This window comes from Oerskovia paurometabola (assembly GCF_016907365.1).
GTDB lineage: Bacteria > Actinomycetota > Actinomycetes > Actinomycetales > Cellulomonadaceae > Oerskovia > Oerskovia paurometabola.
In genome coordinates, this window is the sequence record NZ_JAFBBV010000001.1 from 4,205,459 (window position 1) to 4,217,836 (window position 12,378).

The window sequence follows — 12,378 nt, forward strand, 5'->3', positions numbered from 1 at the left end:
CGTCGCCGACGCCTGGGGAGCGCGTGGTCGGCAGGGTCGCGGTCACGAGGGCGCCCCCGTCCGGGACGGACCCTGGTCGCCGGGGGTACCGGGGTCGCCGGGGTCGCCCACCAGGAGCAGCGCGAGCGCCGGGTCCGCGAGCAGCGCCCCGAGCTCGGAAAGGAAACGGGCGCCCTGCTCGCCGTCGACCACGCGGTGGTCGAACGACAGGCTCAGCGTCACGACGTCGCGCAGCGCGACCTGTCCCTCGTGCTCCCAGGGGCGCTTCCGCACGGCCCCGACGCCCAGGATCGCGGCCTCCCCCGGGACCAGGATCGGCGTCCCGGCGTCGACGCCGAACACCCCGACGTTGGTGATCGTGATGGTCCCGCCCGTGAGCCGCTCGGGCGCGGTGCGCCCGCTGCGGGCCGTCGCGGTGAGGTCCGCGAGCGCCTGCGCGAGTCCTGTGAGCCCGAGCGTGTGCGCGTCGGGCACGTGGGGCACGACGAGCCCGCGCTCGGTCGCGACCGCCGTCCCCAGGTGGACGCGCGGGCTGTGGACGATCTCCGCGCCACCGTCGGGCAGGTCCTCCCACCGGCTGTTGAGCGAGGGGTGCCGCGGCAGCACGACGCACAGCGCGCGAGCGACGAGCGCCAGGACCGTGATCCTGGTCCCGCGGGCGAGCGGGTGGGTCCGCAGGCGGTCGAGGAGCTCGGTGCTGGGCGTGACGTCGACCGTGAGGAACACGGTCGCGTGGGGGGCGGTGAAGGCGCTCGCGACCATCGCGGCGGCGGTGTGCTTGCGCACGCCGCGCACGGGGGTGCGGGTCTCACCGTTGTCCGCCCGGCCCGACGGCGCCGCTCCCCTCCTGTCGTCCGGCTCGGCCGGCGCGGCGCTCGTTCCGGGCAGCGGGAACCCGCCGGCGCGCCGGGAGGCCGCGCGGGCCAGCCCGGACTGACCGAGGATGTCGCGCAGCGAGGTCGGTGAGTGGCGGCCCGTGGTCCGGGGCGTGGGCTCGTCGGCAGCGGCAGCGTCCTCGTCGTCGTCGTCCCACTCGTCGGGCGGGCCCGCGGTGCCGAAGCCCCGGGACGCCGGTCCCCTCGACGCGTCGCTGGGAAGGCCGTGGACGCCGTTGCGCTCCCTGCCCGTGCCCGCACGTCGCCCGGACACCGCGCCCTGCCCCGTCCCGGCTGCGGTCCCCTCACGGGACCCGGCCTGCGCACAGCTCACCGCCGCGAGGACGTCCTCGCGGGTCACGAGGCCGCGAGCGCCGGTCCCGACGATCCGTTCGAGGTGGACCCCGAGCTGCTTGGCCAGCCGGCGCACGGGCGGGGTCGAGCGTGGTCGCTCGATGGGGGGCATACCGGTACTCGAGCCCGCTGCCGCGCTCGCACCAGCCCCCGCCCCCGGGCCGGCACCGGCTCCGGCCATGTCGTCGTCGGAAGGCTGCCCGTGCTCGACCCCGTCCGCCGAGATGCGGCCATCTGGGGTGCTGACCCTGTTCTCGACCCCAGTTGGCCGCATCTCGGCAGCGGCCGGAGCCGGGGACCGGCGTGCTCGCCTCGTGGGTCGGCCCGATCGTTCTGGTCGCGCACCGTACCCGACGAGGTTCGGCTGGGGCGCCTCCTCGGCCGCGTCCTGGCCGCCGTGGGCCGCGAGACCGCCGGGCGTGGCGCCGTCGGGCGTGGAGACCACGGCGGACGGGGACGCCGGCGAACGATCGGTGGTGACGCCGTCAGGCGACGGGTTCCCGGCACCGCGGGCCGCACGCCCGCCGCCGGCCGACCGCCCGGCGGCGGGCACTGCGCCCGGCGCCCCCGCCTCGTCCGGGACCTCGAACGTGACGAGCGGCTCCCCCACGTTGACCGTCTGCCCCGGCTCGGCGTGCAGGACCGTGACGACGCCCGCGTAGGGCGACGGGAGGTCGACCAGGGCCTTGGCCGTCTCGACCTCCGCGATGACCTGGTTGAGCTCGACCCGGTCGCCCGCGGCGACGTGCCAGCTCACCAGGTCGGACTCGGTGAGGCCCTCACCGAGGTCGGGCAGGAGGAACTCGCGCGTGGCCATCACCGTGCCACCCCCTCGAAGGCTGCGTACTCCGACGACGCGTACGCCCCGCGCCCCAGGACGCGGTCCACGCCGTCGAGGATCCGGTCCAGGTCCGGGACCTGGTGCTGCTCGGCCTTGGCCGGGGGGTACGGGACGTCGTGCCCCGTGACGCGCACCGGCGCGGCCTCGAGGTGGTCGAAGCAGCGCTCGGTCGCCGCGGCCGCGACCTCGGCGCCCAGGCCTGCCTGGTGCGGGGCCTCGTGCGTGACGACCAGCCGACCCGTCTTGCGGACCGACGCCGCGACCGTCGCGTGGTCGATCGGCGAGAGCGAACGCAGGTCCACGACCTCGATCGAGACGCCCTCGTCGGCGGCCGCGACCGCGGCGTCCCGGGCCGTCGTCACGAGCGACCCGAACGTCACCAGGGTGACGTCGGTCCCGGGCACGACGACGCGCGCCGCGTCCATGGGGTCGGCCGAGCGCAGGTCCGCCGCCTCGTTGACCTCGCCCTTGAGGTGGTAGCGCCGCTTGGGCTCGAAGAAGACGACCGGGTCGTCGCACGCGATGGCCTGCTGGAGCACGGTGTACGCGTCCTGCGGGTCGGAGACGGTCACGACGCGCAGGCCCGCGGTGTGCGCGAAGTACGCCTCGGGCGACTCCGAGTGGTGCTCGGCCGCCCCCAGGCCGCCGCCCACGGGGATGCGGATCGTGATCGGCAGGCGCACCGCGCCGCCCGTGCGGGCGTGCATCTTGGCGAGCTGGGACACGATCTGGTCGAACGCGACGTACACGAACCCGTCGAACTGGATCTCGCACACGGGTCGGTAGCCGCGGTACGCGAGCCCCACGGCCGTGCCGAGGATGCCCGACTCCGCGAGCGGCGTGTCGAGCACGCGACGGGGGCCGAACTCGGTCTGGAGGCCGTCCGTGACCCGGTACACGCCGCCGAGGCGGCCGACGTCCTCCCCCATGACGACGACCTTGTCGTCGGTCGCGAGCGAGCGGCGCAGGCCTGCGTTGAGGGCCTTGGCGAGCGTCAGCGTGGTCATCGGGCACCGTCCTTCACGTGGGAGGCGTCGGAGGCGCTGGCGCCGTGGGGCTCCGGGGAGTCGGCGAACCCCTCCAGGTACTGCGCGTACGCGGCACGCTCGGCCGCGAGCGCCGCGTGCGGCTCGGCGTACACGTGGTCGAAGATCGAGAGCGCCGACGGGTCCTCCAGCCCGATGCACCCGGCGCGCAGCTCGGCCGCGGCCCGGTCGGCGGCACCCTGGACGCGCGTCTCCTCGTCCTCGGTCAGCAGGCCGCGGTCCGTGAGGTAGGCCCGGTAGCGGGAGATCGGGTCGCGCCCGGCCCACGTCTCGAGCTCGGCGGGGTCGCGGTACCGCGTGGGGTCGTCGGCCGTGGTGTGCGGGCCCATGCGGTAGGTCACGGCCTCGATGAACGTGGGACCGCCGCCCGTGCGGGCCCGGTCGAGGGCCTCGAGGGTCACGGCGTGCACCGCGAGGACGTCGTTCCCGTCGACGCGCACGCCCGGGAGGCCGAAGCCCGCGGCGCGGTCCACGAGCGGCACGGGCGACTGGAGCGCCACGGGCTCGGAGATGGCCCACTGGTTGTTCTGGCACAGGAACACCACGGGCGACCGGTAGGTCGCGGCGAACACGAACGCCTCGTTGACGTCGCCCTGGCTCATGGCCCCGTCGCCCAGGTAGGCGACCGCTACGGCGTCGGCCCCGTCGTTCTGGATGCCCATCGCGTAGCCCGTCGCGTGCAACGTCTGCGCGCCGATGATGACCTGCGGCGTCGCCATGTTCACGGCGTACGGGTCCCAGCCCGACGCCGTCACGCCGCGCCACACCCGCACGAGGTCCACGAGGGCGACCCCCCGCGTGTACGCCACGGCGTGCTCGCGGTAGCTCGAGAACACGAAGTCGTCGGCACGCAACGCCCGGCCCGAGCCGATCTGCGCGGCCTCCTGCCCCAGCAGCGGGGGCCACAGCGCGAGCTCGCCCTGCCGCTGGAGAGCCGTGGCCTCGGCGTCGATCCGACGCACCACGACCATGTCCTCGTACAGTCGAAGGGCCGACGCGGGGTCTGCGTCGAGTCCTTCCAGCCACCGGTCCTGCTCCGCCGATCCGTGGCGTGCACCGGCCTCGTCGAGCACCTGGACGACGTCCTGTGTCGTCCGCGGCTCGACACGGCTGTCCACCTTGCTGGGCGTCATCGCGTCACCTCGCGTCTGCTCCCGTGCTCGTCGTCGAGCACCCCGCCGCTCACCGTCGAGCACCGGATACCGCGAACGTAACCCCACCCCGCACATGGCTCCAGTCATCGCGAGAAGGCTGCGCGTTCTGCTCCCGGATGTCGGGCTAGGCTGAACACTGTGCGCAGCTACGATGCCGTCGACCTCGATCTCCTCGTCGCGCTCGCGAAGGACCCGCGCGGCACGATCGTCGCGCTGGCCGAGCGCCTGCGGCTCTCCCGGAACACGGTGCACGCACGCATGGCCCACCTCGAGGAGGCCGGGGCGTTCCTCGACTTCGACCGGCGCATCAGCCCGGAGTTCCTGGGCCACCCCCTGACCGCGTTCATCGAGGTCGAGGTCAAGCAGAAGGAGCTCAGCCGCATCGTGGCGACGCTCGCGGAGATCCCCGAGGTGCTCCAGGCGCACGGGCGCAGCGGCACCTCCGACCTGAGGGTGCTGGTCGCGTGCCGCACCACGGACCACCTGTTCCGCATCGACGCGGCGATCCTCGCGATCGACGGGGTCGAGCGCACCGAGACGTCGCTCTCGATGGGAGAGCTCATCCCGTACCGGGTGCGGCCCCTGATCGAGCGGGCACGCAAGACCCTCTAGGACTGGCACCCGTCGGACGGGGCCTGGCCGCGAGATGGGTGGTCCTGCACGAGACGGGTGCCTACGCCACCGACGCGAGCACCCGTCTCGTGCCGAACCACCCGTCTCGCGCGGTGGCCCCCCTACCGTAGGTCGCGCAGGTACGCCGCAGCGCCGTCGAACGCGGCCATGCGCCGCTCGTAGTACACCGCGATGATGAGGAGCAGCCCGCCCGCGGCCGTCAGGGTGAGCATCCACGGCCCGGCCGAGATGGCCGTGCCGAGCTGGCTCACGAACACCACGAGGATCTCGATCGGCAGCACCACGACGCCCAGCACGAACGGTGCGGCGAGGTGGAACCTCGTCCCGATCAGCACGGCGGCCAGGGCGAGCCCGATCACGAGCACGGCCCGCCACGTGCGGGCGTCGGTGTAGGTCGCGAGGACCGACGGCCCGAGCGTCGCCGCGATCCCCACCGCGAGGGTGCGCCACGACCCGGCGTACCCGACGGGCCAGTCGGCGAGCCGGGGCCAGGTCACGGCTGACGCAGCGTCCGGCACCGCACCGGCAGACCCGCCGGCCACCGAGCCCGCTTCCCCCGCTCGGGCGGCGGCCCGCGTCGTCGCCGCGAACGCCAGGTAGCCCGCGACGAGCAGCCCCGCGCCGAGCGGCAGCGAGAAGACCTCGACGCGCAGCTCGCGCGGTCTCCACGCCCCGATCGCGGCCGTGAGCGCGAGGAGCCACACGAACCATGTGGGCGGCCACCGCAGGTCCTCGCGCCGCCCGGCCGCCACGGCCCGGCGCACGGTGTGCACCACGAGCACGAGCAGCGCGACCTCGACGAGCCATGCGAGGACGATCACGGTCCAGCTCTCGCCCACGGCCCCGACCGGCCCGACGACGGCGAGCACCAGCGCGGGCGCGGCCCACCACCGACGAAGGGCCGGGTCGAGCGCGGGAGGAGCGGCGCCGTCGGGCCCCTCGACCCCTCGGGGGGTACCGCCCCAGGGTGCGACGGCCGCGACGAGGCGGTCGCCCGCGAGCGCCGCGAGCGCTGCCCCCGCCGCGGACCAGGCGAGCGCGACGAGGTAGACGCGGGTCGGGTCGGTCGCCCCCGCCTGCTGGACCGACTGGAGCGCCGCGACGAGCCCCGCGACGGACGCGAGGATCGCCGCCAGGGCGAGCTGCGACGCCGCGCCCGCCGCCCAGGCCTCGCTCACGCGGGTGCCGCGCGCCGCGAGACGCCGGGCCGTCTCGCCGCCCGCGACGAGGACCAGGCCCAGTGCGAGGACCGCGGGGTTGCGCCACGCGACGTCCTGCGGGACGAGGATCGACACGAGCAGCGACGGCAGGACGAGCAGCCCGAGCCCGCACCCGGCCAGACGCCCGCCGACGGACGAGCGCCGGGCGGCCAGCATCCCGCCGACGACCACGGCCGCGAGCGCGGGCGGCGCCGTGTACGCCTCGACGAGCCCGACGTCGAGCAGGGCGAGCAACGACCACAGGGCGCCGACCCACAGCCCGCCCGCGACCCACCACGCCCAGCGGCGGTCCGGGCGTCCGGCGACGACCGCGGCCCCCGTGCCGAGGACGAGGAGCACGATCGCCGTGGTCTCAGGGCCCGCCGCGACGCGCACCAGGGCGAGCACGACCGTGAGGGACGCGGTCACGAGCACGCTCACCTCGACCGCGCGTCCCGCGTCGAGCACGTGCCGGTCGGGGAGGCCGCGCACGGTCAGGTACGCCTGGGCGGACGGGACACCGACCACGGCCGCGACGGTCAGGATCGCGACGAGCGGCAGCACCACGGGCGACGCGCTGCCGGGCACGAGCTCGGCGCCGAGGCAGACCAGGACGACCGACGCCGTCGGGAGCAGGAGGCCTGCCGCGGCCACGCGGACCGCTCGCGCCATCTCGGACCGCCGGGTCAGGACGAGCACACCCTCGAGCGCGAGCATGGTCGCCGCGGCGGCGGCGGACCACCAGCTGCGCTCGTCGAGCACGGTCGCGACGCCCAGCAGGAAGGGCACCGACGTCGTGACGAGCACGGCCCACCACGACGGCTGCCCGACCGCGCGGACCCGGGTGACGACGATCGCGACGACCGAGGCCGTGACCGACACGACCGCGACGGCCTCGGTCGTGCCGAGGCCCACCCAGCCGAGCGTCGTCCCGAGGACCAGCAGCGCGTACGCGTAGCCCACCCCCACGAGGAACGGGTGCGCCAGGGCGGGCACCACGCGGCGAGCGACCAGCAGCAAGGCGAGCACGACGGCGCCGCTCAGCACCACGGTCGGGCGCGCCGCCCAGGACACGAGGGCCGCGAGCCCCGTCGCGACGAATCCGCCCGTGAGGGCGGCCGCGGTCCAGGCGCCCAGGGGCCACGGGGCGCGTGGTGCCGAAGCCGGCGTCGCCGTGGCCGGGACGACCGACGCGCCGGTGGCGGGCCCACCACGGCGCGCCCGGGCGAACCGGCCCGCACCCACGAAGAGTGCGAGCGCCAGGACAGCGAGCGCCGCGAAGCTCGTGACCGCCGCCCAGGCCGGGTGCAGCGCCACCCCCAGGGCAAGGACCAGCGCGACCCACGGTGCGGCCTCCCCCGCGGCGTGCACGAGCCCGCTCCGGGCAGGTGCCGACGGCGAGGTCGCCGAGCCGACCGCCGAACCGGCCGCAGGGCCGCAGGTCGCGGCCGTCGACTCCGCCGTCCCCAGGTCCAGGCGGCCGACGCCGAGCATCGCGAGCAGGAGCGCCGCGACGCCGACGAGCGCAGCCGTGGTCGCGGCGTCGTCGAGCGTCCCGGCCACGGCGAGGCGGTCCGTCGTGAACGACCACGTGGTGCCGGTCGGCCGGATCGTCGAGACCGACACGAGCGGGCCCGTCAGCCCGTACGCGGTCGCGGGCAGCGCGGCGAGCCCGAGCACCGCCGACCCGCCGGCCACGAGCGCGGAGCGGGTCCGACCGTCGGCCCGGACCCACGTCGCGACGCCGACCAGGACGCTCCCCGCGAGCAGCGCGGCGGCCGGCACGGTCGCCAGCCACACCGGATGGGAGCCGACGCCGAGGAGCGCCCCCGCGAGGACCGTCGCCCCTCCCGTGGCCCACCACCACACGCGCTGCCCGGTGGACCGGGCCAGCACGCAGGCCGTGCCCGCGGCGAGGAGCACGAGCGCCGCCGCGCCGCTCCAGCCCGGGACGCCCGGGAGCGGAGGCACGAGCAGCGCCAGGACGACGGCCGTGGGGAACGCGAGGAAGCGCGCGACCTCGAGCACGGTCTGCTCGAGGGTCAGCGGCGAGCCGAGCCGCTCGCGGGACCACCGCAGGACGGGCAGGTCGAGCACGGTGACGAGCGAGGCGGCCAGGAGGGCGACCGAGAACGCGGCGAAGGTCGAGGCGCTCAGGCCGGGGAACGTGCCCGCGAGGATCACGGGCACGACCGGGCTGAGGATCAGCCCAGCCGCGACCCAGGCCCGCACCCGGACCCGGAGCCCGGCCGCCAGGAGCCCGACGACCACCAGGAGCAGCAGGAGGCCGCGCACGAGCGCGGGGTCCGCGCCGCCGAGCGGGCGTGCGCTGAGGAAGAGCTCGACGTCGACGAGCAGCAGCACGACGCCGAGCGCGCCGATCGACTCTGCCGACGCGGCCATCCCGCGCGTCCGCAGGAACGCGGCCGTCGCGAGCGCGAGAAGCGTCACGACGCCCGTGACGAGCGCACGCACCGCGAGGTCGTCGGCGAGCGTGAAGAAGACGAACACGATCGTGGCGACCGCGAGGAGGCCCGCTCCGGCGCTCGCGAGGATGGGCTGGAGCCCGAGGCTCGACCGCGCAGGGGCGGGGTTCGCAGCGCCGCCCTCTGGGCGCGGGGCCACGGGGCGCGGTGAAGCGGGGCGCGGGACGCCGGTGTGCACGGGCGTCAGGGGGCGCGGGGCCACGGGGTGCGGTGAAGCGGGGCGCGGGACGCCGGCCGACCGCAGCGCGCGCAGCGCCGAGGCACGTCGCTCGAGCGCGAAGGCCGCCTCACGCGACGTCCTCAGCACCTCGACCGCCCACGGGCCCGTCAGGACCAGGCCGCAGTCACCGCAGCGGGTCGACGTCAGGTCGGCTCCGCAGCCCGGGCAGGCGTGCTGGTCACGAAGCCGCGTCGTCGCGACCTCGACCCACTGTTCGCTCATGCGCACATCATGGCGAACTCCCAGGGTCGCCCACAGGGCCGACCCGTGGGGTGTCGGTGCGGATCAGGTGAAGGGCGTGCTCCGGGCCAGCTCCTGGGCCGGTCCGGCAGGCTCGGCGGGCACCCGGGACGGGGCAGGTCCGGTCGGCACAGTCACGGCCGCGATGGCCGTGGTGAGCGGGATCGCGAGCACGAGCCCGATCGACCCGACGAGCGTCCGGACGACCTCCTCCGCGATCTCCCCCGACGTGAGGTTCACGCCGAGCGCCTGGTCGGACAGCCAGACGGCCATGAGCAGCGGCAGGGCCGCTCCGACGTAGGCGAACGCGATGGTGTAGACCGTCGACGCGATGTGGTCGCGCCCGATCCGCATGGCCCGCGTGAAGAGCTCGCGCCGCGACGCCCAGGGCGCGAGCGCGCGCAGCTCCCAGACGGTCGAGGCCTGCGTGATCGTCACGTCGTTGAGCACGCCCATGCCCGCGAGGACGATCCCGCAGATCGCGATGCCCTGCAGGTCGATCGCGGGGGCGTAGGACGGGAGCCACAGAGACTCCTCGGACGTGAGCCCGGTGATGTGCGAGGTCGAGGCGCCCCACCAGGCGAGGACCGCGGTCAGGACGAGCCCGACGAGGGTCCCGACCATCGCGGTCGACGTCCGGGCCGTGAACCCGTGGGCGACGTAGAGCACGACGAACATGACGGCCGACGACGTCACGAGCGCCACGTACAGGGTGTTCTGGCCCGAGAGGAGCGCGGGCAGCGTGAACTGACCGATCGTCACGAGGGCGACGACGAGTCCCGCGAGCGCCGCCAGCCCTCGCAGCCGGGCGACCGCGAGCACGAGCGCGGCGTAGGCGATCGCGAGCACGGCGATCGGGATCCCGCGTTCGAAGTCGAGGAAGGCGTAGGGGGTGCTGCCGTCGCCCTCGGCCTGGGAGATGTAGAGCATCCTGAGACGGTCGCCGACCTCGAAGCCGTGGTGGACGTACTCGGGCGGGGCCACGACCTCGGTCTGCGTGCCGTCGTCGAGGCGCATGGGCACGAGCCCGGTCTCGACCTCGGCCTCCCCCGTCACGACCCCCCGCACCACGTGGGTGCCCTGGGCCGTGAACGGGATCTGGTCGGGCAGGTCGGCCGCGCGGGGCCAGAGCGCGACGAGCCCGACGATCGTCAGGAGCAGTGCCGGGACCAGGATCGCCGCGAGCACGACCCTGACCCGTCGCGTCGCTGGCAGCGCCGGGCCGCTCCCGTGGGAGTGCCCGTGGGGGTGGTGGCTCATGGCGCCCTTCGGATCGGCTGGTCGGGCGCACGCCCAGGACCCACCCACCCTAGAGAATGAGAACGGTTATCGCTGCGAGCGACGCGCCGCGCCCCCGCTCCCCACGGACGACAGAGGCCCGGGTGACCGACGTCGTCGGGCACCCGGGCCTCTGCACGGGTGCGGGGCCACGGCCCCGCGGTGCGGCACGCCTCAGCGCGCCGCGAAGATCACTTGGTGACGGCCTTCTTCAGGAGGCTGCCGGCGCTGATCTTGACACCGAAGCCAGCGGGGATCTGGATCTCCTCGCCGGTGCGGGGGTTGCGGCCCGTGCGAGCGGCACGCTCGACGCGCTCGACGGAGAGAAGGCCGGTGACCTTGACGGCCTCGCCCTTGCCGAGCGACTCGACGAGGACTTCCTGGAACGCGTTGAGGGCGTTCTCGGCCTGAGCCTTGGTGAGGTCGGACTTTGCGGCGATGGCCGAGACGAGCTCAGACTTGTTGAGCGACATGCGGATCCCTTCATCGGTTCACGCCCCGCAGTGGGCACCACGGGACGTTGAGGTCTCAGTTTGCCAGCCCTGAGGCGGGACTTCGTGGACAACACTAAGGAATCTACGGGGTTCTGCGCGCGTTTCCGCGCCGAAACGGTTCCTCTGAGCGCAGAATCTTGTCCGATCCGCGCCGAATGTGACCTACTGGGCGCGTCCTGACCTCCTCCGCGCGCCCTCCCCGACGTGCGACGAGCCGTCCACCCCGCAGGGTGGACGGCTCGTCGAGGGCCTCGGCACGTCGGCCGGGCGAAGGGCGGGATCAGCGACCGTCGCTCTTCGCCGCGCCACCCGTGGCGCCCTTGCCGTACCGCTGACGGAACTTCTCGACGCGTCCGGCGGTGTCCACGACGCGCGCGGTGCCCGTGTAGAACGGGTGGCTCGCGCTCGAGATGTCGACGTCGACCACCGGGTAGGTGTTGCCGTCCGTCCACTCGATCGTCTTGTCCGGGCGCCCAGGACCGGACGCCGAGCCGCCGGCGAGCGTGGACCTGGTCAGGAAGGCGAAGTCGGCCGAGATGTCGCGGAACACGACCGGCCCGTACTCGGGGTGGATGTCCTTCTTCATGGGTGCTCCTCTACGTGTCTCGACTACCAGCTGGACTTGGTGACGCCCGGGAGCTCGCCGCGGTGCGCCATGTCACGCAGCCTGATGCGGGAGAGCCCGAAGCGCCGGTTGTACGCGCGCGGACGGCCGTCGACGACGTCGCGGTTGCGCAGGCGGGTCGCGCTCGCGTCGCGGGGCTGCTTGCGCAGCTCGGTCACGGCGGCCTCCTTGTCGGCGTCCGAGGCGCTGGGCGACGCGATGATCTTCTTGAGCTCGGCGCGCCTCTCGGCGTACCGGGCGACGATCACCTCGCGCTGCTCGTTGCGCGCGATCTTGGACTTCTTGGCCATGCGGCTCCCCTTACCGTTCCTCACGGAACGCGACGTGTCGTCGCGCCACCGGGTCGTACTTGAGCAGGGTCAGCCGGTCCGGGTCGTTGCGGCGGTTCTTGCGGGTCACGTAGGTGTACCCGGTCCCTGCGGTCGAACGCATCCTGACCACGGGGCGCAGCTCGGTGCGTGCTGCCATCAGACCTTCTCCCCTCGAGCGATGATTCCGGCGACGACCGCGTCGGTCCCTCGACGGTCGATCGTCCTGATCCCCTGGGCGCTCACTCTCAGCCTGACATGCCGGCCCAGGGACGGCACCCAGTAACGCTTGTGCTGGACGTGGGGCTCGACACGACGCCGGGTCCGCACGTGCGAGTGCGAGATCGAGCGGCCGAACCCCGGCGAGGTGCCGAGCACCTGGCAGACGGCGGACATGACGGACTTCCCTTCGGTGGGTCGCAGAGACCCGACCCTAGTTATTGAGAACCGTTCTCGTCAAGAGGTGTGCTCCCGACTGATGAGAACCGTTCTCTGTAGAGGTGGAGCGTCCGCATGCCCGCAGATATTCCCGGGACCCCCGCACGTCCGGGACCCGTGTCCCGCTCAGCGTGCTCGCCCCGGTCGACCCCGTGCTGCGCGACGCGGGGACCCGGACGCCCCGGGA

General features: G+C 74.4%; 11 protein-coding genes. 1 reads left to right on the top strand and 10 read right to left on the bottom strand.

Translation table 11 applies throughout. The features are described from left to right. Positions 1-42: 42 nt before the first annotated feature. From JOD48_RS18780 to pdhA, 3 genes are read right to left on the bottom strand one after another with little or no spacing between them, the layout of a single operon-like run. Positions 43-2,046 carry a dihydrolipoamide acetyltransferase family protein gene (locus JOD48_RS18780; RefSeq protein WP_204810064.1) on the bottom strand — a complete coding sequence of 668 codons (2,004 nt, stop codon included), beginning with the start codon at positions 2,044-2,046 and terminating at the stop codon, positions 43-45. Further along, positions 2,046-3,077: an alpha-ketoacid dehydrogenase subunit beta gene (locus JOD48_RS18785; RefSeq protein WP_191790134.1), complete on the bottom strand. Its 1,032-nt coding sequence runs from the start codon at positions 3,075-3,077 to the stop codon at positions 2,046-2,048. Before JOD48_RS18785 ends, JOD48_RS18780 begins: the two co-directional genes overlap by 1 nt. Beyond that, entirely contained in the window at positions 3,074-4,249 is a 1,176-nt protein-coding gene (gene pdhA, locus JOD48_RS18790; protein WP_204810065.1) for a pyruvate dehydrogenase (acetyl-transferring) E1 component subunit alpha, read from the bottom strand. The genes JOD48_RS18785 and pdhA overlap by 4 nt, the downstream gene beginning before the upstream one ends. Before the next feature lie 159 nt (positions 4,250-4,408). Between pdhA and JOD48_RS18795 the strand changes: the two genes are divergently transcribed. Then, positions 4,409-4,882, top strand: a complete 474-nt coding sequence (locus JOD48_RS18795) for an Lrp/AsnC family transcriptional regulator (RefSeq protein ID WP_191790132.1) — start codon at positions 4,409-4,411, stop codon at positions 4,880-4,882. Positions 4,883-5,004: 122 nt separating this feature from the next. Here JOD48_RS18795 and JOD48_RS18800 read toward each other — a convergent pair whose 3' ends face one another. From JOD48_RS18800 to rpmB, 7 genes are all read right to left on the bottom strand, one after another. Beyond that, the gene (locus tag JOD48_RS18800) at positions 5,005-9,030 is read right to left on the bottom strand and encodes an SCO7613 C-terminal domain-containing membrane protein (RefSeq protein WP_204810066.1); all 4,026 of its coding nucleotides are present in this window, start codon (positions 9,028-9,030) and stop codon (positions 5,005-5,007) included. Between the two features lie 63 nt (positions 9,031-9,093). Continuing rightward, positions 9,094-10,308 (bottom strand): YibE/F family protein, encoded by a 1,215-nt coding sequence (locus JOD48_RS18805; RefSeq protein WP_204810068.1) that lies wholly within the window; start codon positions 10,306-10,308, stop codon positions 9,094-9,096. A gap of 209 nt (positions 10,309-10,517) precedes the next feature. Further along, complete coding sequence (locus JOD48_RS18810) at positions 10,518-10,799, bottom strand: HU family DNA-binding protein (RefSeq protein ID WP_030150363.1); 282 nt, start codon at positions 10,797-10,799, stop codon at positions 10,518-10,520. Between the two features lie 301 nt (positions 10,800-11,100). Next, the gene (locus JOD48_RS18815) at positions 11,101-11,406 is read right to left on the bottom strand and encodes a type B 50S ribosomal protein L31 (protein ID WP_191790129.1); all 306 of its coding nucleotides are present in this window, start codon (positions 11,404-11,406) and stop codon (positions 11,101-11,103) included. A 23-nt stretch (positions 11,407-11,429) separates the two neighbouring features. After that, a complete protein-coding gene (gene rpsN, locus JOD48_RS18820) occupies positions 11,430-11,735 on the bottom strand; it encodes a 30S ribosomal protein S14 (RefSeq protein ID WP_204810076.1) in 306 nt (101 codons plus the stop codon). 10 nt (positions 11,736-11,745) lie between these two features. Further along, the gene (rpmG, locus tag JOD48_RS18825) at positions 11,746-11,913 is read right to left on the bottom strand and encodes a 50S ribosomal protein L33 (RefSeq protein ID WP_030150366.1); all 168 of its coding nucleotides are present in this window, start codon (positions 11,911-11,913) and stop codon (positions 11,746-11,748) included. Continuing rightward, on the bottom strand, positions 11,913-12,149 hold the full coding sequence (gene rpmB / locus JOD48_RS18830) for a 50S ribosomal protein L28 (RefSeq protein ID WP_204810078.1): 237 nt from the start codon (positions 12,147-12,149) through the stop codon (positions 11,913-11,915). Before rpmB ends, rpmG begins: the two co-directional genes overlap by 1 nt. Positions 12,150-12,378: the final 229 nt, after the last annotated feature.